The organism is Sinorhizobium americanum (assembly GCF_001651855.1).
GTDB lineage: Bacteria > Pseudomonadota > Alphaproteobacteria > Rhizobiales > Rhizobiaceae > Sinorhizobium > Sinorhizobium americanum.
The window spans coordinates 40,618-66,781 of record NZ_LNQC01000043.1 but is presented as its reverse complement, the minus strand read 5'-3'; the positions used below and the strand labels follow the sequence as shown (position 1 = coordinate 66,781).

Sequence of the window (26,164 nt, the reverse complement as noted above, 5' to 3'; positions counted from 1 at the left end):
ACCAGACCTCATGTCGATTCTCGTCAATAAGAACACCAAGGTCCTCGTTCAGGGCCTGACCGGCAAGACCGGCACCTTCCATACCGAACAGGCGCTTGCCTATTACGGCACGCAGATGGTCGGCGGCATTCACCCGAAGAAGGGCGGCGAAACCTGGACCGGCTCAAAGGGCGAAAGCCTGCCGATCTTCGCCTCGGTTGCCGAAGGCCGTGAAAAGACCGGTGCGGACGCATCTGTGATCTATGTTCCGCCGGCAGGCGCCGCGGAGGCGATCATCGAGGCGATCGATGCGGAAATCCCGTTCATCACCTGCATTACCGAGGGTATCCCGGTTGCCGACATGGTGCGCGTCAAGGCTCGCCTCGACCGCTCCAAGTCGCGCCTGCTCGGCCCGAACTGCCCCGGCATCCTGACGCCGGAAGAATGCAAGATCGGCATCATGCCGGGCTCGATCTTCCGCAAGGGTTCGGTCGGCATCGTCTCGCGCTCCGGCACGCTGACCTATGAAGCCGTGTTCCAGACCTCCAACGAGGGCCTCGGCCAGACGACGGCCGTCGGCATCGGCGGCGACCCGGTCAAGGGCACGGAGTTCATCGACGTGCTCGAGATGTTCCTGGCGGACGAAGCCACGACCTCGATCATCATGATCGGCGAAATCGGCGGCTCGGCCGAAGAGGATGCGGCGCAGTTCCTCATCGACGAGGCCAAAAAGGGCCGCAAGAAGCCGATGGCCGGCTTCATCGCGGGCCGTACCGCGCCGAAGGGCCGTACCATGGGCCACGCCGGCGCCGTCGTTTCCGGCGGCAAGGGCGATGCGGAATCCAAGATCGCCGCGATGGAGCAGGCAGGCATCCGCGTGTCGCCGTCCCCGGCCCGTCTCGGCAAGACGCTGGTTGAAGTCCTCAAGGGCTGATCGGAAGACTTCTGCCGGGGCCGGAGCGATCCGGCCCGGGCAGCCTGCGGCCCGCGTGTTTCCTTGGCTGATTGAAGATCAGGACATGCGGTAACGAAATGCCACGGTGGTCCGGGCGCGTCCTTCCGATGCGCGGCGCCGTAGGAAAGGGCGCTAGGCGCGCCGAACGAACATGAACGACCGGGATACCCGGCAACCCAACTCAGTCAGGAGGCGGACAGAACAGTCCGCGTGAGACCATGACAAGGCAAGAGGCCAACGAGCAATTCCAGCTCACTTCCTTTCTGGACGGCGCCAATGCCGCCTATATCGAGCAGCTCCATGCGCGCTACGAAGCGGACACCGCGTCCGTGTCGGCCGAATGGCAGGCCTTCTTCAAGGCGCTCGCCGACCGGCCCGAAGACGTCGTGAAGGCAGCCAAGGGCGCCTCCTGGAAGAAGAAGAACTGGCCGATCACGGCCAATGGCGAACTCGTCTCGGCCCTCGACGGCGACTGGGGCACGGTCGAGAAGGTTATCGAGAAGAAGGTCAAGGCGAAGGCTGAAGAAGCCGCCGCAGCGACCGGCACCGTCGCCAGCGCTGCCGACATCCATCAGGCGACGCGCGATTCCGTTCGCGCCATCATGATGATCCGCGCCTATCGCGCCCGCGGCCACCTGCATGCCAAGCTCGACCCGCTCGGCCTTGCCGCCCCGGTCGAGGACTACAACGAGCTTTCGCCGTCGAACTACGGTTTCGAGGAGAAGGACCTCGACCGCAAGATCTTCATCGACAACGTGCTCGGCCTCGAATACGCGTCGATCCGCGAGATGGTCGAGATCCTCGAGCGGACCTATTGTTCGACGATCGGCGTCGAATTCATGCACATGTCCAACCCCGAGGAGAAGGCCTGGATCCAGGAGCGGATCGAGGGACCGGACAAGGGCGTCGAGTTTACGCCTGAGGGCAAGCGGGCGATCCTGCAGAAGCTCATCGAAGCGGAAGGCTTCGAGCAGTTCATCGACGTCAAGTACAAGGGCACCAAGCGCTTCGGCGTCGACGGCGGTGAATCGCTGATCCCGGCGCTCGAACAGATCATCAAGCGCGGCGGTCAGCTCGGCCTCAAGGAGATCGTCCTCGGCATGGCCCATCGCGGCCGCCTGAACGTTCTCTCGCAGGTCATGGCCAAGCCGCATCGCGCCATCTTCCACGAGTTCAAGGGCGGCTCCTATGCGCCCGACGACGTGGAAGGTTCGGGCGACGTGAAGTACCACCTTGGCGCTTCTTCCGACCGCGAATTCGACGGCAACAAGGTGCACCTGTCGCTGACGGCGAACCCGTCGCACCTCGAAATCGTCAATCCCGTCGTCATGGGCAAGGCACGCGCCAAGCAGGACCAGATGGCGACCGTCTTCGAAGGCGACATCATTCCGCTGCGCGAGCGCGTCAAGGTGATGCCGCTGCTGCTCCACGGCGATGCCGCCTTCGCCGGGCAGGGCGTGGTTGCCGAAATCCTCGGCCTCTCCGGCCTGCGCGGTCATCGCGTCGCCGGCACCGTCCATGTCATCATCAACAACCAGATCGGCTTCACCACCAACCCGGCTTTCTCGCGTTCGTCGCCCTATCCGTCGGACGTGGCGAAGATGATCGAGGCGCCGATCTTCCACGTGAACGGCGACGATCCGGAAGCGGTCGTCTACGGCGCCAAGGTCGCGACCGAGTTTCGGATGAAGTTCCACAAGCCGGTCGTCATCGACATGTTCTGCTACCGCCGCTTCGGCCACAACGAGGGTGATGAGCCGGCGTTCACGCAGCCGAAGATGTACAAGGCGATCCGCGCCCACAAGACGGTCGTCCAGGTCTATTCGGAGCGGCTGATCGCCGAGGGCATCCTCAGCGAGGGCGAAGTCGAGAAGATGAAGGCCGATTGGCGAGCCCATCTCGAGCAGGAGTTCGAGGCCGGCCAGTCCTACAAGCCGAACAAGGCCGACTGGCTCGACGGTGTATGGTCGGGCCTGCGCACCGCCGACAACCAGGATGAGCAGCGTCGCGGCCGGACTTCGGTGCCGATGAAGCAACTCAAGGAAATCGGCCGCAAGCTCTCGGAGATTCCGACCGGCTTCACCGCGCACCGAACTATCCAGCGCTTCATGGAAAACCGCGCCAACATGGTTCAGACCGGCGAGGGCATCGACTGGGCGATGGCTGAGGCGCTTGCCTTCGGTACGCTCGTCACCGAAGGGACGAAGATCCGCCTGTCGGGTCAGGACTGCGAGCGCGGCACCTTCTCGCAGCGCCACTCGGTCCTCTACGATCAGGAGACCGAAGAGCGCTATATTCCGCTCGCCAATCTGTCGCCGACCCAGGCGCGCTACGAGGTCATCAACTCGATGCTCTCGGAAGAGGCGGTGCTCGGCTTCGAATATGGCTACTCGCTCGCCCGTCCCAATGCGCTGACGCTGTGGGAGGCCCAGTTCGGCGACTTCGCCAACGGCGCGCAAGTGGTCTTCGACCAGTTCGTCTCGTCCGGCGAACGCAAGTGGCTGCGCATGTCGGGCCTCGTCTGCCTGCTGCCGCACGGCTATGAAGGCCAGGGACCGGAGCACTCCTCGGCCCGCCTCGAGCGCTTCCTGCAGCTCTGCGCGGAAGACAACATGCAGGTCGCCAACGTCACCACCCCGGCAAACTACTTCCACATCCTGCGCCGCCAGGTGAAGCGTGACTTCCGCAAGCCGCTGGTCCTGATGACGCCGAAGTCGCTGCTGCGCCACAAGCGGGCGATCTCCAGCCTGTCCGAAATGGCCGGCGAGAGCTCCTTCCACCGGCTGCTGTGGGACGACGCTGAAGTCATCAAGGACGGACCGATCAAGCTGCAGAAGGATTCGAAGATCCGTCGCGTCGTGATGTGCTCGGGCAAGGTCTACTACGATCTTCTCGAAGAGCGCGAAAAGCGCGGCATCGACGACATCTACCTGCTGCGCGTCGAACAGCTCTATCCGTTCCCGGCCAAGGCGCTGATCAACGAGCTCAGCCGCTTCCGCCATGCGGAGATGGTCTGGTGCCAGGAAGAACCGAAGAACATGGGCGCCTGGTCGTTCATCGACCCCTATCTCGAATGGGTCCTTGCCCATATCGACGCCAAGTACCAGCGGGTGCGCTACACCGGCCGTCCGGCCGCCGCTTCGCCGGCAACCGGCCTGATGTCCAAGCATATGGCGCAGCTTGCCGCCTTCCTCGAGGATGCGCTGGGGGGCTGATCAAGTCCCCCACGTCCTGCACTCGACAGAAACAGATATCTGATCAAACGGAACAAAAATCATGGCAACAGAAATCCGCGTTCCTACCCTCGGCGAATCCGTCAGCGAAGCGACCGTCGGGACCTGGTTCAAGAAGGTCGGCGATGCGATCAAGGCCGACGAGCCGATCCTCGAGCTTGAGACCGACAAGGTGACGATCGAAGTGCCGGCCCCGACCGCCGGTACGCTTTCGGAAATCGTCGCGCAGGCTGGTGAGACCGTCGGCCTCGGCGCGCTGCTCGGCCAGATCGCCGAAGGCGCCGGTGCCGCTGCAGCCGCCCCGGCCGCAGCCGAAAAGAAGCCGGAGCCTGCAGCCGCCGCTGCCGCTCCGCCTGCACAGTCTGCCGCTGCCGCACCGCAGGCGCAATCCTCGATGCCGGCTGCTCCGTCGGCCGCCAAGCTCATCGCTGAAAACAACCTCTCCGCCGACCAGATCGACGGCTCGGGCAAGCGCGGACAGGTGCTGAAGGGTGATGTGCTCGCCGCCGTCGCCAAGGGGATTTCGGCGCCCGCCGCTGAACCGGCCAAGGTCCAGGCGCGTGGCCCGGCGCCCGCCGAAGATGCTGTCCGCGAAGAGCGCGTCAAGATGACCCGCCTGCGCCAGACGATCGCCCGGCGCTTGAAGGACGCGCAGAACACCGCCGCGATGCTCACCACCTATAACGAGGTGGACATGAGCGCGGTCATGAGCCTGCGCAACAAGTACAAGGATATCTTCGAGAAGAAGCATGGCGTGAAGCTCGGCTTCATGGGCTTCTTCACCAAGGCCGTCACCCACGCGCTCAAGGAGTTGCCGGCTGTCAACGCAGAGATCGACGGCACCGACATCATCTACAAGAACTACTGCCACATCGGCGTTGCCGTCGGCACCGACAAGGGTCTGGTGGTGCCGATTGTGCGCGATGCCGACCAGATGTCGATCGCCGAGATCGAGAAGGACATCGGCCGTCTCGGCAAGGCGGCACGCGACGGAACGCTGTCGATGGCTGACATGCAGGGCGGCACCTTCACCATCTCCAATGGCGGCGTCTACGGTTCGCTGATGTCCTCGCCGATCCTCAACGCACCGCAGTCGGGCATCCTCGGCATGCACAAGATCCAGGACCGGCCGGTCGCGATCGGCGGTCAGGTCGTCATCCGTCCGATGATGTATCTGGCGCTCTCTTATGACCATCGCATCGTCGACGGCAAGGAAGCCGTGACCTTCCTGGTGCGCGTCAAGGAAAGCCTCGAGGATCCGGAACGTCTGGTGCTCGATCTTTAAGGGAAGGCGGGGGCATGAGCCCCCGTTTCTTTCTCGCCGCGCGCAGCCGTCGACGCGGCCCGCTCGACAGCGATGGGGCAGGAGGCTAGGGTTCTTGCAAAGCACGCTATGCGCGCATCCGAACTCGTCCGCCTCCATCCTGAACTTCAACGACCGGTGACAATCATGAGCGCTTACCTGATCGAACTTGCTTCGCTGATGGCGATCTTTTCCTTCGCGATCGTCTCGCCGGGCGCCGACCTCGCCATAGTGATGCGGCAGTCGCTGGTACACGGCCGCGGGGCGGCGATCATCACCTCCTTCGGCATCGGCGCGTCGCTGATGTTCCATGTCAGCTACACCGTTCTCGGCCTCGGGCTGATCATTTCCCAATCGATCTATCTCTTCAACATCGTCAAATGGTGCGGCGTCGCTTACCTGATCTATATCGGCGTCAAGGCGCTTCGGGCCGGGCAGACGGAGATCGACGTGGAGCCGGGCGAGGATGCCGGAGCGCGCAGGGGCCAGTCGGCGTTGAAGGCCTTCGGCCTCGGTTTTGCCGCCAATGCGCTCAACCCCAAGGCGGTTTTCTTCTTCCTGTCGATTTTCTCCACGGTCGTCGGCGCGCATACGCCGATGGTCGCGAAGTTCGGCTACGGCCTTGTGATGGCGAGCGCCCTCATCCTCTGGTTCGTCGGCGTCAGCCTGTTCATGACGACGCCGCGCATGCGGGCCGCCTTCACACGGGCAAGCAAGTGGATCGACCGGGCAAGCGGCATGGTCTTCATCGCGCTCGGTCTGAGGCTCGCGACCGAAAAGGCTGCCTGAGATGCCCGGCCGGCCAGCCATTCTCGCTTCTGTCGCGCTGGCGCTGGCCGCTCCCCCGGCGCTTGCCGCGGGTTGCAAGCAGGCCAGGGCGATCTATGCCGACCCGGCCGGTGGCTATGAGCTGCGTTTCGAGCCGGTCGGTTCGGAAGCGGCGGTCACAAGCAATCATTTCAAGATCCGCGTTGAAGGCACCGGGCTGTCGCTCGACGGCGTCGTCCTGCCCTCGGGCGAACCGGAACGTCCGAACGGCATCGTCATGAACAATTGCCCGACCGGCGACGTGACGGGCGCCGAGCTTGCGGCCTGCACCGTCTGGCAGGGTCCGATTTATGCCGTCGACAGCGCCGGCTCGATCGGATTGCTTCAAGCCGAAGACGCGCCGGCGGCACGGCAGATACTGCTTCCGAATTTCGGCCCGTCGCTGCGCCAATCGAGCGCCTGGGGCGAAGGCAAGGCCTCGTCGGACAGTTCCGACATCTTCGACTTCAAGGGATGCGCCGCATGAGTGGCCGCCGCGTCCTTCTCGTCACCGGCGGCAGCCGCGGCATCGGCGCCGCCGTCTGCCTCGCCGCGGCGTCTGAAGGCTGGCGGGTGGCCGTCAACTATTCCTCGAACCGGCTGGCCGCCGAGAATGTCGTGGCACAAATTGCGGCTGCCGGCGGCTCGGCGGTCGCTGTTCAGGGCGATGTCGGCTCCGAGGACGGCATAAAGGCGATCTTTGCGGCGGTCGACGCGGCCTTCGGCCGGCTCGACGGGCTCGTCAACAATGCCGGTATTGTCGGCCCGCCGCAGCGGATCGACGAGGTTTCGCCCGAACGGCTGGAGCGGATGTTTCGTGTCAATGTGACCGGCACCATCCGCTGCGCGGCGGAGGCCGTGCTCCGGATGTCGACGCGTCATGGCGGCAAGGGCGGCGCGATCGTCAATCTTTCCTCCGCCGCGGCCGTGCTGGGCGCGCCGGGTCAATATGTCGACTATGCGGCCGCGAAAGGTGCAATCGACAGCTTCACCATTGGTCTCGCGCGCGAAGTGGCATCCGAGGGTGTCCGCGTGAACGCGGTTCGTCCCGGCATCATCGATACGGATATCCATGCGTCCGGCGGCCTGCCCGATCGCGCCCGCGACATGGCACCGTCGATCCCGATGCAGCGTTCCGGCACGGCCGGCGAGGTGGCCGACGCAATTCTCTATCTCCTGTCGGATAAGGCGACTTACGTGACCGGAGCCATTCTCAATGTCAGCGGCGGGCGATGACCGCCCTTTCAAGGACTACCCTCCCAGAAGGATTATCAAATGGCTTATGATCTCATCGTTATCGGTAGCGGTCCCGGCGGCTATGTTTGCGCCATCAAGGCGGCGCAACTGGGCATGAAGGTGGCCGTGGTCGAAAAGCGCAGCACCTATGGCGGCACCTGCCTCAATGTCGGCTGCATTCCCTCCAAGGCGCTGTTGCATGCTTCCGAGATGTTCCACCACGCCGCGCATGGCCTCGATGCGCTCGGCGTCGAGGTCGCAAGCCCGAAGCTCAACCTTCAGAAAATGCTCGCCCACAAGGACGCGACCGTTAAGGCGAATGTCGATGGCGTCTCCTTCCTGTTCAAGAAGAACAAGATCGACGGCTTCCAGGGCATGGGCAAGGTGCTCGGCCAGGGCAAGGTCTCCGTCACCAACGACAAGGGCGAGGAGCAGGTCCTCGAAGCCAAGAACATCGTCATCGCCACCGGTTCGGACGTTGCCGGCATTCCAGACGTCGAGGTCGCATTCGACGAGAAGGTGATCATCTCCTCGACCGGCGCCCTCGAGCTGGAGAAGGTGCCGGCGAGCATGATCGTCGTCGGCGGCGGCGTCATCGGCCTCGAGCTCGGCTCGGTCTGGGCGCGCCTTGGCGCCAAGGTGACCGTCGTCGAGTTCCTCGACACGATCCTCGGCGGCATGGATGGCGAAGTCGCCAAGCAACTCCAGCGGATGCTGACGAAGCAGGGCATCGACATCAAGCTCGGCGCCAAGGTGACCGGCGTTGCGAAGCCTGGCAGCGGCGCCAGCGTCACCTTCGAGCCTGTCAAGGGGGGCGAATCGACCACGCTCGAGGCCGACGTCGTGCTGGTCGCGACCGGCCGCAAGCCCTGCACCGAGAACATGGGTCTTGCAAAGGCGGGCGTCGTACTCGATTCGCGCGGCCGCATCGAAATCGACAATCACTTCCAGACGAGCATCGCCGGCGTTTACGCCATCGGCGACGTCGTGCGCGGGCCGATGCTCGCCCACAAGGCGGAGGACGAGGGCGTCGCCGTGGCGGAAATCATCGCCGGCCAGGCGGGTCACGTGAACTACGACGCCATTCCGGGCGTCGTCTACACCCAGCCGGAGGTCGCTTCCGTCGGCAAGACCGAGGAGGAACTGAAGGCGGCCGGCGTCGCCTACAAGGTCGGCAAGTTCCCCTTTACCGCCAATGGCCGCGCCCGCGCGATGCTTCAGACGGACGGTTTCGTGAAGATCCTCGCCGACAAGGAGACCGACCGGGTGCTCGGCGGCCACATCATTGGCTTCGGCGCCGGCGAGATGATCCACGAGATCGCCGTGCTGATGGAATTCGGCGGCTCGTCCGAAGACCTCGGCCGCACCTGCCATGCGCATCCGACCATGTCGGAGGCGGTGAAGGAAGCGGCGCTTTCGACCTTCTTCAAGCCGATCCACATGTGATCGGCTCCTGTGTGACAATTGGCCCGGGGGCTGCGACAAGCGGCCCCCTCCTTTCGGATGCCATCCGGCGCAATCATGAATGCCTCACCGGTCAGCCGGAAAGGACCTATTCATGAAACCTCGCAGCGTTGCCGCCCGCTTGCCGAACGCCTGCCTGCCCGGGGCAGACTGGGCGGACTGCTATGAGCTTCTCCTTCTCGGGGAACGCCTCACCGCGGACGATGCGGCAAGGCGGGCGCTTGGAAGCGCGCCGCGCTGGGTCCGCAAGCTTCTGGCGTTGCGCAACCGCATCGTTGCGCCGCTTGGCCTCAAGGCCGGTGCCCCTGTCTCCGATGCCAGCCTGATCGGTGCCTTTCCGATCCTCAGCGGCAGCGATCGAGAAATGGTTCTCGGCATGGACGATCGCCATCTGGATTTCCGCATCGTCGTGGAGGTGCGCGACGGTCCGGCCGACAGCCAGGTCATCGGCATCACGACGCTGGTGCGGCGCAGGAACCTGTTCGGCTACTTTTATCTCGCCGCCGTCACGCCCTTTCACAAGGCGATTGTTCCGGCATTGCTCGCGCAGCTGAACGAACCGGCGCAATCGATCGTCAGTTGACGGGCGTGACGGTGAAGCCCTGCTGGCGCAGGAGCTCGACCAGACCTTCCTTGCCGGGCAGGTGCAGCGCACCGACGGCCATGAAGACATTGCCGCCTTTCAGGATAGGCTCGGCGCGCTCTGCCATGACCCTGTTGCGGTCGATGATGATCCGCTGCTCGAAATCGGCATAGCCGAGATCGCCGGGCGAGAGTTTTTCGGCCACGGAGCGCATCATTGGCATGATCATGCCGGTGTCGCCGGCAAGATAGAGGTCGGTCATCGTCATCAAGACGTCGTCGATCGTCTTGCCGAGCGCGAGCGTTTCGATGAGCGCCCGCAGATGCCACTCGACGGGAAGCGAGTCCATCGCGGAGAGCTGCTCAACCAGGCTTTCCAGCCCCTTCAGGCTCTTGCCCTGGCTCACCGCATCCTCGGCGAGCTTCTTGTCGAGGAAGGACGCGCCGGCGGCCTTGCGGGTGAATTCGCAGGCCGGCAGGGCGACGAAGCTGGCGATCATCCAGGGCTTCATCTTGGCGACGAGGGGCAGGGGAATTCCGCGTGCCTTGAGTCCGTTTTCGAGCAGTGCCCGGTCCTTCGGCTCCAGGAAGTCGTTGATCGTCCTGTTGCCGGCAAACATGGTGAGGTCGGGGTGCATGAGGATGGCGGCGCTCGCCTTCTTCTCGTCGATGATCTCGTCGGATTCGACGACCACGGTCCGCGCCGCGGCATAGGCTTCGGCGCCGCCGGCGGGCATGGCGAGCACGCGCGGATCAGTGACGTGCATGGTGCCGAGCAGGAAGGACGGCGCCAGTCCTTGTCCTTCGATCTTCCAGAGCAGACCCTTGCCGTTCGGCACCGCATCGGCCTCGCGGCGTATCGTGGCGAGGCGCGCCGGATCGGATTGTTCGAGACCGGCGAGGATGTTGCTGCCGCCGCAGTCGGCTTCCTCCGCGGCGTCGGCTTCTGAAACGGAAAGCAATGCGACGACGAGGCTTGCGGCTACAAGCATATGCATGAGCGTGATCAGCCACAGCAGGCCGTCAGCCGCTTTGACGGCGAGAGTGCGAACGGATCCTGTGAGCGTCGTCATGGGCGTGGTCCCCGGAGAAATGCATTTCAAACCCTACGCCCCCTCGGTCACGGGTTTCTTAACGCAGGTGGTTAATGGGCGAGCGCGTCGAATTTTAGAACGGGATCAGGAAAAGCGTGAGCGGTTTTGGGAGTTAATCCCTTCAGGCACGCGGATGGGCGCGATCGTAGATTTCCAGGAGTCGCGCCGAATCGACTCCGGTATAAACCTGCGTCGTCGAGAGGCTGGCATGGCCGAGCAGTTCCTGGATGGTGCGCAGGTCACCGCCGCCGGCGAGCAGATGGGTCGCGAAGGAATGGCGTAGCGCATGCGGGGTCGCCGAATCGGGCAGGCCGAGAGCCGATCGCAGCTTCTGCATCTCGCGCTGGATGATCGCCGGCTGCAGCCTAGCGCCCCGGGCGCCGCGAAAGAGCGGCTCTCTGGGGCCGATGTGGTAGGGGCAGAGTTTTCTATAGGTCGCGACTGCCTCCATCGCCGCGGCGATCAGCGGGACGATCCGGGTCTTGCCGCCCTTGCCGGTGATTCGCAGCGACAGAGCGCCCGAAAAATCGTCCGGCGTCAGGTCCAGCGCTTCCGATATGCGCAGGCCGCAGCCGTAGAGGAGCGTCAGCACGGCAGCGTTGCGGGCGGCGATCCACGGCTCCTCGGCGAGCTGCGCATCCGCTGTCACGACTTTTACGGCATCCCGATCGGTCAAGGGCTTCGGCAGCGATTTTGGCTGTTTCGGCGAGCGCACGGCGCCGGCGCCGGCGGCGTTGGCAAGGCCGTTTTTCTCGAGGTAGCGCAGGAACGAGCGCAGCCCAGCAAGGCCGCGGCCCAGCGTGCGCGCTCCGGCTCCGGCCTTGCGGCGTTGCGCGAGAAAGCCGCGCAGGTCGGCCGGTCTGAGCGTGCGGATGTCTGCGAGCCGCGGTGGTCCGGCGAGATGCCCGGTCAGGAAGGTCAGGAACTGCCGTGTGTCGCGCTCATAGGCCTCGATGGTCTTGTCGGACAGGCGACGTTCTTCGGCAAGGCTTGCAAGCCACCGCCGGCGCTCCGCCATTACGTCCGGATGGCCGATGACGAGAAGTTCGTTCATTTCGGTCCTGTGCTCAAACTCGGTTATGTCCCGGTGCCGAGCATGCCGTCGGGCCCTTATGTTTTTGCTAACGTTCTCTTGGAATTTGTCATTCTTGGATCATATTGAATTGCGATGTTCGGGCAGCAATAGCGGATGGGACCATGGCGAGACGTGATTCGGCGAGCGCGCTGGCGCATTTTGCAGAGGCAGTTGCGCTGGTCTCGCAGGGGCGGCCTGGCCACATCGTCGACATGCTAATCGCTGAGCGCGGGCAGAAGATCGTCCGCCATCCCCTGTGGCCGGTGATGCGGCCCTTTCTCTACACGTTGCTCAACTACCGCAAGGCGATCGAGTTCGCCAATGCCGTCGCCAATATGCCGGGCTTCCAGGCGTTCGAGCACCTCAGTTCCTTGCTCGCGCTCGACATCCGCGTCGACAAGGCCGAGCGGATTCCGGCGAAAGGCGGGTTCCTCCTCGTCAGCAACCATCCGACGGGCATCGCCGACGGCATTGCCGTCTTCGATCTCCTGAAGAGCCGCCGCCCGGACATGATGTTCTTCGCCAATCGCGACGCCATTCGCGTCAACCCGCGTTTCGTCGAGATGGTCATTCCGGTGGAGTGGCGCGAGGAGTACAAATCCAAGCTCAAGGCGCGCGAGACGCTGCAGGTTACCAACCGGGCCATTGAAGAGGGGAAGGCGACTGTGCTCTTTCCCTCCGGCCGCATCGCTTACTGGGCCGAAGGGCGTCTCAACGAACGCCCCTGGAAAAGTTCCGCCGTCGGCTTTGCCCGGAAAAACGACCTGCCGATCCTGCCGGTGCATATGAGCGCGCGCAATTCCGGCCTGTTCTACTGGTTCGCCAAATGGTCGACGGAACTCCGCGACATGACGGTGTTCCATGAGCTTCTCAACAAGAAGGGCGACGTCTTCGATTTCCGGATCGGCAATCTGATTGCGCCCGAGGCGCTGGATGGCGACCCTGCGGAGGTGACCCGTGCGCTTGAGCGCCATACCGTCCACGCGCTCGCCGAGGACGGCGATGCGGTGTTCAAGGTGCCGATCGGGATGCTGTGAAGGAGCGGCCTTTCCTTCGTCTTCGCCCCTCATTCGGTACTTGCTCCCTCGTCCCCTGCCAACCTTCTCCCCCTTACCCATAACGCGGTTTAGGTCTAGTATAATGATTTGCTAATATTCGGACGGCTTTGCGCTTCGCGCGCAACGAGGACCCGCGGAATTCCAAATGACCGCCGATTGGCACTCATGTTTTGGGAGGAACGTGACATGCAAAGGCGCGGGCGTATTTCTGCTTTATTTTTTACGCTTCTGATCTCGACAGCTCTCATTCCGGCCGTTGCTCAAATGAGCAGGAAGGCAACAAGTGGCAAGGACTTTGACGCCACGGTCGCCGAACAGGCAAAGCAATATCTGGAAGAAGGACGCGAGACGTTCCGCTTCGATACATTTGGCAGCGAGGATTTTTGGGGCGGAAAGCTCAAGCTTCACGAGGCAATCGCGGGCGAAAAGACGGGCGGCGTGGGACCGGGCCTCAGCCCGCAAAAGGCTCTTGAGCTTGGTTTGAAAGTTGATGTGAATGCCATCCCGAAGGACGTGGCCGAGGCGCTGAACAAGGGAGAGGTTGATCTCAAGGATCCGGCCAGCACGCTCGTGCTGCTCAAGTCCAATGCCGTGGTTGGCGTGACAGGGTTTTTCAGCGAAGACGGCAAGACTTTACGTTCAGTCGGCATCCAGTGTTCGTTGTGCCACTCCACAGTCGACGACGCCTACGCGCCGGGTATCGGACATCGGCTCGACGGCTGGCCCAACCGCGACCTCAACATCGGCGCGATCGTGGCCTTGGCGCCCGATCTGACCGTCTTTACCGAAATGCTGCAGGTCACCGCAGAAGAGGTGAAAAAAGCTCTGCAGGCTTGGGGTCCAGGGAAATTCGATGCCCAGCTTAATCTCGATGGCAAAGCCTTCCGGCCGGACGGCAAAACCGCCGCCACGCTCAATCCTCCAGCTTTCGGTTTGGCGGGCGTCAACAACCACACCTGGACCGGGGCCTGGGGCACGGTAAGTTACTGGAACGCTTACGTGGGCAATCTCGAAATGCATGGGAAGGGCGTGTTTTACGATCCGCGGTTGGATGATTCCGAAAAGTATCCCGTAGCCGCCAGGACGAAACAGGGCCACAAACAGGCCGAAGAAGACCGGATCACCGCTAAGCTGCCCTCCCTCCACTTCTACCAGCTTGCGCTGCCAACCCCACAACCGCCGGAAGGCGCCTTCGACGGTGCCTCCGCGGAAAAAGGAAAGGCCCTCTTCAACGACAAGGCTAAATGCGCCACCTGCCACGTCCCGCCGATATTCACCGAGCCGGGCTGGAATCTGCATAAGGCCGAGGAGATCGGCATCGATGACTTCCAGGCGATGCGCTCACCAGACGAGCGGTACCGAACGGCGCCTCTGCGTGCCCTGTGGGATGTTGAGAAGATTCACAAAGGCGGGTTCTATCACGATGGGCGGTTTGCCTCGCTTCGGGACGTTGTAGAACACTACGATCGTCACCTCGAACTCAAGCTGACCGATCAGGAGAAAGGTGAACTGATCGAGTATCTCAAGTCAATTTGACAACGGGTGAAAGGCAGATCACCGGCACTGCGAACCTGAAAGAGACGAAAAGACCCCGCATCGCTGCGAGGCCTTGTAATTCCTCGCCTGACGGCCGGATGATCAGCCGATCTTCTGGCCGGTCTTGGCCCAATCGGCGAGGAACATTTCGAGACCCTTGTCGGTCAGCGGGTGCTTGACCAGCGCCTTCAGCGTCGCCGGCGGGGCGGTGACGACGTCGGCGCCGATCAGGGCGGCTTCCTTGACGTGGTTGACCGTGCGGATCGAGGCGGCGAGGATTTCCGTCTCGTAGCCGTAATTGTCGAAGATGTGGCGGATCTCGCGGATCAGGTCCATGCCGTCGAAGGCGATGTCGTCGAGGCGGCCGATAAAGGGCGAGACGAAGGTCGCGCCGGCCTTAGCGGCGAGCAGCGCCTGGTTGGCCGAGAAGCAGAGCGTGACGTTGGTATGATGGCCGTCCGAGGTCAGCGCCTTGCAGGCCTTCAGGCCGTCGAGCGTCAGCGGCAACTTGATGCAGATATTGTCGGCGATCTTCGCAAGCGCGGCCGCTTCCTTCATCATCTCGCTATATTCGGTGGCGGTCACTTCGGCCGAAACCGGTCCCTCGACGATCGAGCAGATTTCCTTGGTGACCTCGACGATGTCGCGCCCGGACTTCAGGATCAGCGACGGATTGGTGGTGACGCCGTCGAGCAGGCCGAGATCGTTCAGTTCCCGGATTTCCTTCACGTCGGCGGTATCAACGAAAAATTTCATGGGACCGTTCCTTTGGCATTCAGCCGTTCGGGCGCCTTTCCGCTTACGGGGAAAACCACGGCGGAAATCGCGCGCGTTGAAACTCGGGTGGAACCGTGACAAACCCTTGCTCCTGCAAGGCGGCGGTTCGCTGTGCAGTTTTCTTTAACTGAAAGCGGTGGCAAGGTCACGGCAAAATGACTCTTGATTCAACCGATTTATTCGGCGCTCTTTTCGACCGCCGCGTGGTGCCCGTCCTGGTGCCGATGCCGGCGCCGAGGGCCTATTCCTACGCGGTGCCGGAGGGCATGGCGGTCGAGCCGGGCTCGATCGTGCAGGTGCCGCTCGGACCGCGGCTCGTCGTCGGCGTCGTTTGGGACGGCGAGGACGATGGTTCGGTCGATCCGAAGAAATTGAAGGAGATCGAGAAGGTCTTCGACTGCCCGCCGCTCACCCCCGACATGCGCAGCTTTCTCGACTGGGTGGCGACCTATACGGTCACGCCTCCCGGGCTTGTTGCCCGCATGGCGCTGCGTGCGCCGACCGCCTTCGATCCCGAGCCGATGGTCGAAGCGCTTCGACTGACAGAAAGGCGGCCTGAACGGATGACCGCCGCACGCGAGCGGGTCCTTGCGACGGCGAGCGACGGCTTCTCCTGGACCCGCTCGGGACTTGCCCACGCGGCGGGCGTCTCTTCCGGAGTGATCGACGGCCTCGCCGCGCAGGGCGTGTTCGAAACGGTGTTCATTCCGCCGCCGCCGGTGGTCGCCGCGCCTGATCCGGGTTTCGCCGCGCCGCGGCTCGAGGGCCGGCAGAGGCAAGCCGCCACCGACCTGCTCACAGCCGTCGAGGAAAGACAGTTCTCCGTGTCGCTGATCGACGGCGTCACCGGCTCCGGTAAGACCGAGGTCTATTTCGAGGCGGTCGCGGCGACGCTGAGAGCCGGCAAGCAGGTGCTGATCCTGCTGCCGGAAATCGCGCTCACCGCAAGCTTCCTGGAGCGCTTCCAGGAGCGTTTCGGCGCCAAGCCGGCGGAATGGCATTCCGACCTTGCTCCCCGGATGAGAGAGAAGGTGTGGCGGCAGGTCACGACCGGCCAGGTGCGTGTCGTCGCCGGGGCTCGCTCGGCGCTGTTCCTGCCCTTCGAGGATCTCGGGCTGATCATCGTCGACGAGGAGCACGACCCGGCCTACAAGCAGGAAGATCGGGTTTTTTATAATGCTCGCGACATGGCGGTGGTGCGGGGGCGGATCAGCGGTTTTCCGGTCGTGCTCGTTTCCGCGACGCCGTCCGTGGAGAGCCGGGTCAATGGCGAGGTCGGCCGCTACCGGCCGATCCACCTGCCGACCCGTTTCGGCGACGCGGCGCTGCCGCAGCTTGGGCTCGTCGACATGCGTCGCCATCCGCCGGAGCGCGGCGGCTTCCTTTCGCCGGTGCTCGTCAACCAGATCGGCAAGGCGATCGGCCGCGGCGAGCAGGCGCTCCTGTTCTTGAACCGCCGCGGCTATGCGCCGCTGACGCTCTGCCGCGTCTGCGGCCATCGCTTCCAATGCCCGGACTGCTCGAGCTGGCTGGTCGAGCACCGCTTCCGCGGCCAGATCCAGTGCCATCATTGCGGCTATTCGGAACGGACGCCCGAGGCCTGCCCGGAATGCGGCACGCTCGATCATCTGGTCGCCTGCGGCCCGGGGGTGGAGCGCATTGCCGAGGAGGTCGAGCGGCATTTTCCCGATGCCCGCACCATCGTGCTCTCCTCCGACTTGATGGGCGTCAAGCGGTTGAGGCTGGAGCTCGAGGCGATCGCCCGCGGCGAGGCGGACATCGTCATCGGCACACAGCTCGTCGCCAAGGGTCACAATTTTCCGATGATGACGCTGGTCGGCATCGTCGACGCCGATCTCGGCCTCGCCAATGGCGATCCGCGCGCCGCCGAGCGCACGTTCCAGCTTCTCTCGCAGGTGACGGGGCGCGCCGGACGCACCGGCCTGAAGAGCCTTGGCCTGCTGCAGACCTACCAGCCGCAGCACCCGGTGATGCAAGCGATCGTGTCGGGCGACTCGGACGCCTTCTACGACCGCGAGATCCACGAGCGTGAGCGCGCGGCACTGCCGCCCTTCGGCCGGCTCGCCTCGATCATCGTCTCGGCGGATACGCGAAGCGATGCCGAGGGACATGCGCGGGGCTTGCGCAACGCTGCGCCGCGTGTCGACGGCATCTCCATCCTCGGGCCGGCGGAAGCGCCACTCGCTCTCATCCGCGGTCGGCATCGGTACCGGCTGCTCGTCCATGGGCGGCGCAACAGCGACATGCAATCCTTCCTGAAGGCGATGATTGCCGGGGGACCGAAGGAGCGCGGCTCGATCAGCGTCCAGCTCGACGTCGATCCGCAGAGTTTTCTGTGATTGCAGCCGGACCTGCCATGCAGCCGATTCCCATCGTCGCGAACATGCGCTAGACCAAAGTCGAGAATCGCTTTTCGGCGAACGCTGTGATGATCTGCCGCGGGGATGGAGATGGAGTTCTATATTCCGACGGAAACCGGGGAGTTCCTGGCCTTTTGCGCGGCGGGCGCGGCGATGCTGATCGGCCTCGTCATGCTCTTTGCGCCGCGTCTCGCCTTTCGTGCCGCCGGCATCGGCATCGCCGAGGGCCGGCGCGGGGGATTGGCGGAGGTGCGCTCCACCATGGGCGGCATGCATGTCGGTCTCGGCCTCGGCGCCATCCTGCTCGCCCAGCCGATGGTCTATCTCGCCGTCGGCGCCGCCTTTGCGCTCGCAGCGTTCGGCCGCATATTGTCGATGATGAGCGACAACGGCGCGACGCTTTTCAACTGGGCGGCACTTGTCGTCCAGGCGGCGCTCGCGATCCTGCCGCTCGCCTATGTTTTCGGGTTCATCTGACGAACTCGGGACAGGCGCAAATCCGGGCTCCAGCAATTTACGGCAAAATTCCGTCGAAGGGGGCGGTGTTATGCCGCATTCGTGCCCTTGGCGTGTTGCGAGTCCAAACGTCCTATGCTAGACGAACCGCGAATTGCGGGGGAAGTGGGTCGAAAAGGCCTCGATACCCATGCGAATTATTGCAGCAAATTCAAGATGTTACGCCGACGGTTCGCCGCTGCTGACGCTCTTGGATGAATTTGAGAGAAGCTTGTGCCCGTGGCCGACACATCCCAGCTTATTTCCGGTGTTGCAGAAAGATATGCGTCCTCGCTTTTCGAGCTCGCCCTGCAGGCTGGTTCCGTCGAGGCGGTCGGTGCCGAACTCGATCGCGTCCAGGCGCTGATCGATGGCAGCGACGATCTGAAGCGGCTGATCGTAAGCCCGGTCTTTTCCGCCGAGGACCAGTTCAAGGCCGTTTCGGCGCTCGTCGCGCAGTTCGGCTTCTCCGGCCTGGTCGGCAACTTCCTCAAGGTCGTGGCGCGCAACCGCCGCCTCTTCGCACTGCCCGGCAGCATCAGGGCGTTCCGCCTGATCGCCGCACGCCACCGTGGCGAAATCACTGCCGACGTCACGTCGGCACATGCGCTCACCGAAGCGCAGCAAACCGAATTGAAGGCGACGCTTAAGGGCGTCACCGGCAAAGACGTGGCGGTCAACGTCACCGTCGACCCGTCTATTCTTGGAGGTCTGATCGTCAAGGTCGGGTCCCGCCAGATTGACACCTCCCTTCGCACCAAACTCTCTACCCTTAAGCTTGCACTGAAAGAGGTCGGCTGATGGATATCCGCGCCGCGGAAATTTCCGCAATTCTCAAAGATCAGATCAAAAATTTCGGCCAGGAAGCAGAAGTCTCCGAAGTCGGTCAGGTGCTCTCCGTCGGTGACGGTATTGCCCGCGTCTACGGCCTCGACAATGTCCAGGCAGGCGAGATGGTCGAATTCCCGGGTGGAATTCGCGGCATGGCGCTGAACCTCGAAGCCGACAATGTCGGTGTGGTTATCTTCGGCTCCGACCGTGACATCAAGGAAGGCGACACCGTCAAGCGGACCGGCGCCATCGTCGACGTCCCGGTCGGCCCGGAACTGCTCGGCCGCGTCGTCGACGCGCTCGGCAACCCGATCGACGGCAAGGGCCCGATCAACGCCAAGCAGCGCGCTCGCGTCGACGTCAAGGCTCCCGGCATTATTCCGCGCAAGTCGGTGCATGAGCCGATGTCGACCGGCCTCAAGGCCATCGACGCCCTCATCCCGGTTGGCCGCGGCCAGCGCGAGCTGGTCATCGGCGACCGCCAGACCGGCAAGACCGCGATCATTCTCGACACGATCCTCAACCAGAAGGCCATTCACGACAATGGTCCGGAAGGTGACAAGCTTTATTGCGTCTACGTCGCCATCGGCCAGAAGCGCTCGACGGTTGCGCAATTCGTGAAGGTGCTCGAAGAGCGTGGCGCTCTCCAGTACTCGATCATCGTTGCTGCCACCGCTTCCGATCCGGCTCCGATGCAGTACCTCGCTCCGTTCGCCGGCTGCACGATGGGCGAATACTTCCGTGACAACGGCAAGCACGCCCTGATCGGCTATGACGACCTTTCGAAGCAGGCCGTCGCTTACCGCCAGATGTCGCTGCTGCTCCGCCGTCCGCCGGGCCGCGAGGCCTATCCGGGCGACGTCTTCTACCTGCATTCCCGTCTGCTGGAGCGTGCTGCAAAGCTTTCCGACGACAATGGCGCCGGCTCGCTGACCGCTCTGCCCGTCATCGAAACGCAGGGCAACGACGTGTCCGCGTTCATTCCGACCAACGTGATCTCGATCACCGACGGTCAGATCTTCCTTGAAACCGATCTGTTCTACCAGGGCATCCGCCCGGCCGTTAACGTCGGCCTGTCGGTTTCGCGCGTCGGCTCCTCGGCCCAGATCAAGGCGATGAAGCAGGTCGCAGGCTCGATCAAGGGCGAACTCGCGCAGTACCGCGAAATGGCGGCCTTCGCGCAGTTCGGCTCGGACCTCGATGCCGCTACGCAGCGCCTCTTGAACCGCGGTGCACGCCTGACCGAACTCCTGAAGCAGCCGCAGTTCTCGCCGCTGAAGACGGAAGAGCAGGTCGCGGTGATCTTCGCCGGCGTCAACGGCTACCTCGACAAGCTGCCGGTCAACCAGGTCGGCAAGTTCGAGCAGGGTCTGCTTTCCTACCTGCGGTCGGAAGGCAAGGCGCTCCTGGATACCATCCGCACGGAAAAGGCGATCTCGGACGACACCAAGGCCAAGCTGAAGGCTGCAATCGACAGCTTCTCCAAGTCTTTCGCCTGAGCGGACCTCAACTAGGACGGACAACGGATGCCTTCACTTAAGGATCTGAAGAACCGGATCGCCTCCGTCAAGGCGACGCAGAAGATCACCAAGGCGATGAAGATGGTCGCCGCGGCAAAGCTTCGGCGTGCCCAGGAGGCGGCCGAGGCCGCCCGGCCCTATTCGCAGCGCATGGCTGCCGTTCTCGCCAACATCGCCCAGGCGGTCGGCGCGGACGACAGTGCGCCGGCGTTGATGACGGGTACCGGCAAGGACGACACGCATCTGCTGGTCGTCTGCACGGCCGAGCGCGGCCTTTGCGGCGGCTTCAACTCGCAGATCGCCCGCTTTGCCCGCGATCATGTCCGCAAGCTGCTCGCCCAGGGCAAGACGGTCAAGATCATCTGCGTCGGCAAGAAGGGCTTCGATATCCTGCGGCGCGAATTCGCGTCGCTGATCATCGACCGCGTCGACTTGCGCGAGGTCAAGAAGATCGGCTTCGAGAACGCCGACCGGATCGGCCACAAGGTCATCGAACTCTTCGAAAGGGGCGAGTTCGACGTGTGCACCTTATTCTATTCCGAGTTCAAGTCCGTCATTTCGCAGATTCCGACCGCCCAGCAGCTCATCCCGGCATCGGCCGGCCCGGTTGCTGCCGAGTCCGACAGCGCATCGGCGATTTACGAATACGAACCGGACGCCGGGGCCATCCTCACCGACCTCATTCCGCGCAACATTTCCGTCCAGATCTTCCGGGCCCTGCTCGAGAACGTCGCCGGCGAAATGGGCGCCAAGATGAGTGCCATGGACAATGCGACGCGCAATGCCGGTGAGATGATCAACAAGCTGACGCTCAACTACAACCGTCAGCGGCAGGCGCAGATCACCAAGGAACTCATTGAAATCATCTCGGGCGCGGAAGCGCTCTAAGGTTACGGAAAGAGGGTAAGGATTATGGCTAAGGCAGCTACCCCGAAAGAAACCGCAGCGGTGAAGAAGCCCGCTGCTCCGAAGAAGGCAGCTACCGCCAAGACCGCCGCTGTTGTGGCTACGGGTGCTGTCGGCCGCGTGACGCAGGTCATCGGCGCCGTCGTCGACGTCGCCTTCGAAGAAGGCCAGCTCCCGCAGATCCTGAACGCGCTGGAGACCGACAACAAGGGCAACCGCCTGGTTCTCGAAGTCGCACAGCATCTCGGCGAAAATTCCGTCCGCACGATCGCCATGGACTCGACCGAAGGTCTCGTTCGCGGCCAGTCGGTCACCGACACCGGCGGCCCGATCTCGGTTCCGGTCGGCAAGGAAACGCTCGGCCGCATCATGAACGTCATCGGCGAGCCGGTCGACGAAGCCGGCCCACTGGAAACCTCCGCACGCCGTGCGATCCACCAGGATGCGCCGTCCTACGTCGAGCAGTCGACGGAAGCGCAGATCCTCGTCACCGGCATCAAGGTCGTCGACCTGCTGGCACCTTACGCCAAGGGCGGCAAGATCGGCCTGTTCGGCGGCGCAGGCGTCGGCAAGACCGTTCTGATCATGGAACTGATCAACAACGTCGCCAAGGCGCACGGCGGTTACTCGGTCTTCGCAGGCGTCGGCGAGCGCACCCGCGAGGGCAACGACCTCTACCACGAAATGATCGAATCGGGCGTGAACAAGCACGGCGGCGGCGAAGGCTCCAAGGCGGCTCTCGTCTACGGCCAGATGAACGAACCGCCGGGCGCGCGTGCCCGCGTCGCTCTGACCGGCCTGACGGTTGCCGAACAGTTCCGTGACGAAGGTCAGGACGTTCTGTTCTTCGTCGACAACATCTTCCGCTTCACCCAGGCCGGTTCGGAAGTGTCGGCTCTGCTCGGCCGCATTCCGTCGGCCGTCGGTTACCAGCCGACGCTCGCCACCGACATGGGCCAGATGCAGGAACGCATCACCACCACCACCAAGGGCTCGATCACCTCGGTCCAGGCAATCTACGTTCCGGCCGACGACTTGACCGACCCGGCACCAGCCACCTCGTTCGCCCACCTCGACGCGACCACCGTTCTGTCGCGCTCGATCGCCGAAAAGGGCATCTACCCGGCCGTGGATCCGCTCGACTCGACCTCGCGCATGCTGGACCCGATGATCGTCGGCGACGAGCACTACGAAGTGTCGCGCAAGGTGCAGTCGACCCTGCAGCGCTACAAGGCGCTCCAGGACATCATCGCCATCCTCGGCATGGACGAGCTCTCGGAAGAGGACAAGGTCGCCGTTGCCCGCGCCCGCAAGATCGAGCGCTTCCTGTCACAGCCGTTCTTCGTCGCCGAAGTCTTCACCGGCTCGCCGGGCAAGCTGGTCGCTCTCGAAGACACGATCAAGGGCTTCAAGGGTCTCGTCAACGGCGAGTACGATCACCTGCCGGAAGCCGCCTTCTACATGGTCGGCTCCATCGACGAAGCCATCGAGAAGGCCAAGAAGCTGGCTGCCGAAGCCGCCTGATAGGCATCGTGAACCGTGGCGCGGGCCTCTCGCGCCGCGGTTTTCATTCCGCCGCATCGACGCGGCTGAGACATGCACAGCCGCCGATCCGCGGCGCGCTTACCAGAAGTGAATGGTCATGGCCGACAGTTTCAATTTCGAGCTTGTTTCCCCGGAGCGCCTGCTGCTTTCCGCACAGGTGACCGAAGTCGTCATCCCGGCAACCGAGGGCGAGATGACCGTGATGGCCAATCACGCGCCGACCATGACGACCGTCAAGCCGGGCGTGGTCACGGTCAAGACGGCCGACGGCAAGACCGAGCGTTTCGCCGTTTTCGGCGGCTTCGCCGACATCCTGCCGACCGGCTGCACGCTTCTTGCCGAATCGGCGGTCCATGTCGACGAACTCGACCGCACGGTCCTGGAGAACCGCATCGACGAGGCTCGCGCCGAGTTGGAAGGGGCGATCGACGAGAAAAAGACTCGCGTCGAACAGTTCATCGCCGAACTGACGAGGCTCGGGGAGATCGTCATCCCGGCCTGAAAGGGACATCCCGATAAGGGAAACGACCAGTAAGTGCATTGGACCCCGCCTCGAGCGGGGTTTTTTGTGTCTGTTTGCTGGCGCTGGGCGAGGGAGCATCACCGCTGCATAATGCCCCTCACCTTAACCCTCTCGCCGCTCGCGGGGGAGAGGGGACTTAGCCAGCGCGGCATACGCTTTTCCCCGGGGAAGAAGGTCGCGGCAGCGGATGAGGGGGACCCTACATCGAGACACAGAAATGCCCGGACGCGCCCGGGCATTTCTGCTCCATCCGCCTCGTAAGAGGCGGGACAATTTAGCCCGCTACGCGCTCCCCTTCGCGCTTCTGTGCGTAGTAGTGGCCGAAGCGGTTGGCGAGGAAGGTGTCGAGGGAAATGTCTTCCTGGCGGACGAAGCCCTTGGTCGGGATCTTTCCTTCGGCAAGCAGGTCGAGGACGGCGCAGATGCTGCCGGCGGTGGTGATCTGGATGCCGCTGTGCATGCGCCCGGCAACGACGCCGCTATAGACCTTGTTGGCATAGGTCTCCTGGATGAGACGGCCTTGGCGGAAGCCTGAGACCGTGACGAATATAACGACGACGTCCTGGGTGGTGGTTGGCAGGGCGTTCTCGAGGATGTCCTTCAGCACCTCGCGGCGGTGGCGCAGGCCGAGGTCGTTCAGCAGCGCCTTGAAGATCGCCGCGTGGCCGGGGTAGCGGATCGTCTTGTAGTTGAGCGTCCGGACCTTGCCCTTCAGCGTCTCGCACAGCGTGCCGAGGCCGCCGGAGGTGTTGAAGGCTTCGTAGGTGACGCCGTCGAGCGAGAACTCCTCGCGCTCCTCCATTGCCGGAACCTCGATCAGCGACCCTTCGACGATCGCCTCGCAGGGTTCGATATATTCGTTGATGACGCCGTCGGTGCTCCAGGTGAGATTGTAGTTCAGCGCATTCGACGGATATTGCGGCAGGGCGCCGACGCGCATGCGCACGCTTTCGAGTGTGTCGAAATGCCGGGACAGATCATTGGCGACGATCGAGATGAAGCCGGGGGCGAGCCCGCATTGCGGGATGAAGGCGGTCTTCGCCTCGGCCGCGATCGCCTTGACCTGGCGGGTCGATTCGACGTCTTCGGTGAGGTCGAGATAGTGGATCTCCGCTTCCGCCGCAGCCTCGGCGATCGCGATGGTCAGGTGGAAGGGCGCGGCGCTCAAGACCGCAAACTTGCCGGCCAGCAATCCGATCAGGGACTTCCTGTCGGCGATGTCGATGGCGGCGGTCGAAATCGCCTCGTGGCTTTCGACCTGCTGCAATTGCTCGGCGCTGCGGTCGGCGATGCAGACGCGGTAATCGCCCGTATGGGCCAGCATCCGGGCGATCGTCGAGCCGATCTTGCCGGCGCCGATGACAACGATGTCTTTCATTCTCTTCTTCCCCCAGGGTATGAGCCTTATTGATTGCTATTCTCCTCCAAGCAGATGTTGATTCGAAGCTGCAAAACGGCTAAATCGACGGTCATAATCGGCGTTTTGCCGAAATGGATCGACGATATGCAGGTCACCGACAAGGACCGCGAACTCCTTGCCATTCTCAGCGATAATGCCCGCATGCCGACGGCGACGATCGCCCGGCGGCTCGGCCTTTCGCGGACCACCGTGCAGGCGCGGATCGAGCGGCTGGAGCGCGAGGGCGTGATCGCCGGCTACGGCGTCCGGCTTGCGGAAAGCTACGAGAAGGGGCTGGTGAAGGCACATGTGCTGATCACCAGTGCGCCGCGGGCGCTGAGCCGCGTGACGCCGGAGTTGAGCGCGATCCGCGAGATCCGCACCTTACACTCGGTCAGCGGCAGCTTCGACCTGATCGCCATCGTCGCGGCGGCTTCGATCAGTGAACTGGATCTGCTGATCGATCGTATCGGCGAGATCGAGGGCGTCGAAAAGACACTGTCATCGATCATTCTGTCGACCCGCATCGACCGCTGACGCTATTTCAGCGGAACGTGGCACTTTCGGTCCGGTTGCCGGCACCGTCCGGAGCGGCTTCGGTTTGCGGCTCGGGTTGCGCGGAAGCCCTGTTCCAGGCCTCCGGGCCGCGAATGCTGGAAACAATCGAGCCGTCGCCGGGCGGCAACCATTTCTCGCGATCGAAGTAAAGCTCGGCGGCGCTTTTTGCCCGCCTGCGCGCCGCCTGGTTGGCGAGGAAGTTGTAGCGGGGCGTGTCGCCGGATTCGCGTTTGAACTGGATGCGGCTGCCGAAACGCTTGAGATCGAATTCGCTGAGCGCCTGGATCTTCAGCGTGACGCTTTCGCTGTCGGCCCAGTGTACCTGCTTCAGGAAGACCGAAGCGGCCGTCGCGGCGGCGCTGGTAACCGCCTGGTTATCTTCAGAATGCTCGATGTTGAGCTTCACACGGAACGAGGTGATTTCATCCTCGTCGCTGCCTTTGACGAAGATGAAGATGGACGAGCTTGGCTCCGCGCCGGGCCGGGCAAAGGGCACGAGCGAGGAACATTCCCACCGCCCTCTCTCGGCAGACTTCCATGCAAGTTCGCGAAAACCGGCCTCGCGCAGGCCCTCGCACAAAGCGCGCGGGTCGCTGCGGATCTGCCGGCTGAATTGCTGCTCGGGCGTGCGGAGGTCCGCGAATATCCGGGCCGGCAGCAGCGCCTTCGGCGGCTCGGCTTTCTTGGGACGCGGGCGGAACGGTTCGGGCGCTGGCGCAGGCGCGGCTTGAGGGAGCACGTCCTGAAGCCCCATCGCCGTCAGCACCTGCTTCAGATTGCGTTGTTCGTTGGCGAGCAGCACGGTCGCGAGGATCGCAGTGAAGATCAGCGCCACGGCAGAAAGGAAGAAAGCGACGCCGGAACGGCCCTTCTGCTTCTTCTCCATGCCACCGTCGCTCCGCCAAAG

The 26,164-nt window shown here is 63.5% G+C and carries 23 protein-coding genes; 18 read left to right on the top strand and 5 right to left on the bottom strand.

The window, feature by feature from the left end; all coding sequences use genetic code 11:
* Positions 1-10 precede the first annotated feature (10 nt).
* The 8 genes from sucD to ATC00_RS06445 all read left to right on the top strand — a co-directional run bounded on the left by sucD (position 11) and on the right by ATC00_RS06445 (position 9,560).
* Positions 11-913: a succinate--CoA ligase subunit alpha gene (gene sucD / locus ATC00_RS06480; protein WP_037389815.1), complete on the top strand. Its 903-nt coding sequence runs from the start codon at positions 11-13 to the stop codon at positions 911-913.
* Positions 914-1,152: 239 nt separating this feature from the next.
* A complete protein-coding gene (locus ATC00_RS06475; protein ID WP_064252309.1) occupies positions 1,153-4,149 on the top strand; it encodes a 2-oxoglutarate dehydrogenase E1 component in 2,997 nt (998 codons plus the stop codon).
* Positions 4,150-4,210: 61 nt separating this feature from the next.
* Entirely contained in the window at positions 4,211-5,452 is a 1,242-nt protein-coding gene (gene odhB, locus ATC00_RS06470) for a 2-oxoglutarate dehydrogenase complex dihydrolipoyllysine-residue succinyltransferase (RefSeq protein ID WP_037389810.1), read from the top strand.
* 165 nt (positions 5,453-5,617) lie between these two features.
* Complete coding sequence (locus tag ATC00_RS06465) at positions 5,618-6,259, top strand: LysE family transporter (protein WP_064252378.1); 642 nt, start codon at positions 5,618-5,620, stop codon at positions 6,257-6,259.
* Between the two features lies 1 nt (position 6,260).
* Positions 6,261-6,764 carry a hypothetical protein gene (locus ATC00_RS06460; RefSeq protein WP_037389808.1) on the top strand — a complete coding sequence of 168 codons (504 nt, stop codon included), beginning with the start codon at positions 6,261-6,263 and terminating at the stop codon, positions 6,762-6,764.
* Complete coding sequence (locus ATC00_RS06455; RefSeq protein ID WP_037389806.1) at positions 6,761-7,513, top strand: SDR family oxidoreductase; 753 nt, start codon at positions 6,761-6,763, stop codon at positions 7,511-7,513. The genes ATC00_RS06460 and ATC00_RS06455 overlap by 4 nt, the downstream gene beginning before the upstream one ends.
* A gap of 39 nt (positions 7,514-7,552) precedes the next feature.
* Positions 7,553-8,959, top strand: coding sequence for a dihydrolipoyl dehydrogenase (gene lpdA, locus ATC00_RS06450; protein WP_064252308.1), 1,407 nt, complete (start codon positions 7,553-7,555; stop codon positions 8,957-8,959).
* A gap of 112 nt (positions 8,960-9,071) precedes the next feature.
* Positions 9,072-9,560, top strand: a complete 489-nt coding sequence (locus ATC00_RS06445) for a DUF2867 domain-containing protein (RefSeq protein WP_037389802.1) — start codon at positions 9,072-9,074, stop codon at positions 9,558-9,560.
* On the opposite strand, the gene ATC00_RS06440 is transcribed toward ATC00_RS06445, so the two are convergent.
* Both ATC00_RS06440 and ATC00_RS06435 read right to left on the bottom strand, forming a co-directional pair.
* The gene (locus ATC00_RS06440; protein WP_037389799.1) at positions 9,553-10,632 is read right to left on the bottom strand and encodes a TraB/GumN family protein; all 1,080 of its coding nucleotides are present in this window, start codon (positions 10,630-10,632) and stop codon (positions 9,553-9,555) included. The two genes, ATC00_RS06445 and ATC00_RS06440, sit on opposite strands and share 8 nt — an antisense overlap.
* A 142-nt stretch (positions 10,633-10,774) precedes the next feature.
* On the bottom strand, positions 10,775-11,707 hold the full coding sequence (locus ATC00_RS06435; RefSeq protein WP_037389797.1) for a tyrosine recombinase XerC: 933 nt from the start codon (positions 11,705-11,707) through the stop codon (positions 10,775-10,777).
* A 143-nt stretch (positions 11,708-11,850) separates the two neighbouring features.
* On the opposite strand from ATC00_RS06435, the gene ATC00_RS06430 reads away from it, so the two are divergent.
* Positions 11,851-12,765 (top strand): GNAT family N-acetyltransferase, encoded by a 915-nt coding sequence (locus ATC00_RS06430; protein ID WP_037389795.1) that lies wholly within the window; start codon positions 11,851-11,853, stop codon positions 12,763-12,765.
* Positions 12,766-12,972: 207 nt separating this feature from the next.
* Positions 12,973-14,322 carry a c-type cytochrome gene (locus ATC00_RS06425; protein ID WP_064252307.1) on the top strand — a complete coding sequence of 450 codons (1,350 nt, stop codon included), beginning with the start codon at positions 12,973-12,975 and terminating at the stop codon, positions 14,320-14,322.
* Between the two features lie 102 nt (positions 14,323-14,424).
* On the opposite strand, the gene fsa is transcribed toward ATC00_RS06425, so the two are convergent.
* Entirely contained in the window at positions 14,425-15,078 is a 654-nt protein-coding gene (gene fsa / locus ATC00_RS06420; RefSeq protein WP_037389793.1) for a fructose-6-phosphate aldolase, read from the bottom strand.
* Positions 15,079-15,254: 176 nt separating this feature from the next.
* On the opposite strand from fsa, the gene ATC00_RS06415 reads away from it, so the two are divergent.
* The 7 genes from ATC00_RS06415 to ATC00_RS06385 all read left to right on the top strand — a co-directional run bounded on the left by ATC00_RS06415 (position 15,255) and on the right by ATC00_RS06385 (position 23,279).
* Complete coding sequence (locus ATC00_RS06415; RefSeq protein ID WP_037389790.1) at positions 15,255-17,459, top strand: primosomal protein N'; 2,205 nt, start codon at positions 15,255-15,257, stop codon at positions 17,457-17,459.
* A gap of 111 nt (positions 17,460-17,570) precedes the next feature.
* Complete coding sequence (locus ATC00_RS06410; RefSeq protein WP_037390049.1) at positions 17,571-17,957, top strand: AGROH133_08824 family phage infection protein; 387 nt, start codon at positions 17,571-17,573, stop codon at positions 17,955-17,957.
* Between the two features lie 252 nt (positions 17,958-18,209).
* On the top strand, positions 18,210-18,776 hold the full coding sequence (locus ATC00_RS06405; RefSeq protein ID WP_064252306.1) for a F0F1 ATP synthase subunit delta: 567 nt from the start codon (positions 18,210-18,212) through the stop codon (positions 18,774-18,776).
* Positions 18,776-20,305, top strand: coding sequence for a F0F1 ATP synthase subunit alpha (atpA, locus tag ATC00_RS06400; RefSeq protein ID WP_037389785.1), 1,530 nt, complete (start codon positions 18,776-18,778; stop codon positions 20,303-20,305). The genes ATC00_RS06405 and atpA overlap by 1 nt, the downstream gene beginning before the upstream one ends.
* A gap of 27 nt (positions 20,306-20,332) precedes the next feature.
* On the top strand, positions 20,333-21,214 hold the full coding sequence (locus tag ATC00_RS06395) for a F0F1 ATP synthase subunit gamma (RefSeq protein WP_037389782.1): 882 nt from the start codon (positions 20,333-20,335) through the stop codon (positions 21,212-21,214).
* Positions 21,215-21,238: 24 nt separating this feature from the next.
* On the top strand, positions 21,239-22,756 hold the full coding sequence (atpD, locus tag ATC00_RS06390; RefSeq protein WP_072597055.1) for a F0F1 ATP synthase subunit beta: 1,518 nt from the start codon (positions 21,239-21,241) through the stop codon (positions 22,754-22,756).
* Positions 22,757-22,874: 118 nt separating this feature from the next.
* Complete coding sequence (locus ATC00_RS06385) at positions 22,875-23,279, top strand: F0F1 ATP synthase subunit epsilon (RefSeq protein ID WP_037389780.1); 405 nt, start codon at positions 22,875-22,877, stop codon at positions 23,277-23,279.
* Positions 23,280-23,574: 295 nt separating this feature from the next.
* Here ATC00_RS06385 and ATC00_RS06380 read toward each other — a convergent pair whose 3' ends face one another.
* Complete coding sequence (locus tag ATC00_RS06380; protein ID WP_064252305.1) at positions 23,575-24,678, bottom strand: saccharopine dehydrogenase family protein; 1,104 nt, start codon at positions 24,676-24,678, stop codon at positions 23,575-23,577.
* A gap of 126 nt (positions 24,679-24,804) precedes the next feature.
* Here ATC00_RS06380 and ATC00_RS06375 point away from each other — a divergent pair, with 126 nt between their 5' ends.
* Entirely contained in the window at positions 24,805-25,236 is a 432-nt protein-coding gene (locus tag ATC00_RS06375; protein WP_064252377.1) for an Lrp/AsnC family transcriptional regulator, read from the top strand.
* Positions 25,237-25,243: 7 nt separating this feature from the next.
* Here ATC00_RS06375 and ATC00_RS06370 read toward each other — a convergent pair whose 3' ends face one another.
* On the bottom strand, positions 25,244-26,143 hold the full coding sequence (locus ATC00_RS06370) for a DUF6030 family protein (protein WP_064252304.1): 900 nt from the start codon (positions 26,141-26,143) through the stop codon (positions 25,244-25,246).
* Positions 26,144-26,164: the final 21 nt, after the last annotated feature.

Bases quoted from the DNA above. Each gene is read 5' to 3' on its own strand.
- sucD (WP_037389815.1), top strand. From the start codon at position 11: ATGTCGATTCTCGTCAATAAGAACACCAAGGTCCTCGTTCAGGGCCTG.
- ATC00_RS06475 (WP_064252309.1), top strand. From the start codon at position 1,153: ATGACAAGGCAAGAGGCCAACGAGCAATTCCAGCTCACTTCCTTTCTG.
- odhB (WP_037389810.1), top strand. From the start codon at position 4,211: ATGGCAACAGAAATCCGCGTTCCTACCCTCGGCGAATCCGTCAGCGAA.
- ATC00_RS06465 (WP_064252378.1), top strand. From the start codon at position 5,618: ATGAGCGCTTACCTGATCGAACTTGCTTCGCTGATGGCGATCTTTTCC.
- ATC00_RS06460 (WP_037389808.1), top strand. From the start codon at position 6,261: ATGCCCGGCCGGCCAGCCATTCTCGCTTCTGTCGCGCTGGCGCTGGCC.
- ATC00_RS06455 (WP_037389806.1), top strand. From the start codon at position 6,761: ATGAGTGGCCGCCGCGTCCTTCTCGTCACCGGCGGCAGCCGCGGCATC.
- lpdA (WP_064252308.1), top strand. From the start codon at position 7,553: ATGGCTTATGATCTCATCGTTATCGGTAGCGGTCCCGGCGGCTATGTT.
- ATC00_RS06445 (WP_037389802.1), top strand. From the start codon at position 9,072: ATGAAACCTCGCAGCGTTGCCGCCCGCTTGCCGAACGCCTGCCTGCCC.
- ATC00_RS06440 (WP_037389799.1), bottom strand. From the start codon at position 10,632: ATGACGACGCTCACAGGATCCGTTCGCACTCTCGCCGTCAAAGCGGCT.
- ATC00_RS06435 (WP_037389797.1), bottom strand. From the start codon at position 11,707: ATGAACGAACTTCTCGTCATCGGCCATCCGGACGTAATGGCGGAGCGC.
- ATC00_RS06430 (WP_037389795.1), top strand. From the start codon at position 11,851: ATGGCGAGACGTGATTCGGCGAGCGCGCTGGCGCATTTTGCAGAGGCA.
- ATC00_RS06425 (WP_064252307.1), top strand. From the start codon at position 12,973: ATGCAAAGGCGCGGGCGTATTTCTGCTTTATTTTTTACGCTTCTGATC.
- fsa (WP_037389793.1), bottom strand. From the start codon at position 15,078: ATGAAATTTTTCGTTGATACCGCCGACGTGAAGGAAATCCGGGAACTG.
- ATC00_RS06415 (WP_037389790.1), top strand. From the start codon at position 15,255: ATGACTCTTGATTCAACCGATTTATTCGGCGCTCTTTTCGACCGCCGC.
- ATC00_RS06410 (WP_037390049.1), top strand. From the start codon at position 17,571: ATGGAGTTCTATATTCCGACGGAAACCGGGGAGTTCCTGGCCTTTTGC.
- atpA (WP_037389785.1), top strand. From the start codon at position 18,776: ATGGATATCCGCGCCGCGGAAATTTCCGCAATTCTCAAAGATCAGATC.
- ATC00_RS06395 (WP_037389782.1), top strand. From the start codon at position 20,333: ATGCCTTCACTTAAGGATCTGAAGAACCGGATCGCCTCCGTCAAGGCG.
- atpD (WP_072597055.1), top strand. From the start codon at position 21,239: ATGGCTAAGGCAGCTACCCCGAAAGAAACCGCAGCGGTGAAGAAGCCC.
- ATC00_RS06385 (WP_037389780.1), top strand. From the start codon at position 22,875: ATGGCCGACAGTTTCAATTTCGAGCTTGTTTCCCCGGAGCGCCTGCTG.
- ATC00_RS06380 (WP_064252305.1), bottom strand. From the start codon at position 24,678: ATGAAAGACATCGTTGTCATCGGCGCCGGCAAGATCGGCTCGACGATC.
- ATC00_RS06375 (WP_064252377.1), top strand. From the start codon at position 24,805: ATGCAGGTCACCGACAAGGACCGCGAACTCCTTGCCATTCTCAGCGAT.
- ATC00_RS06370 (WP_064252304.1), bottom strand. From the start codon at position 26,143: ATGGAGAAGAAGCAGAAGGGCCGTTCCGGCGTCGCTTTCTTCCTTTCT.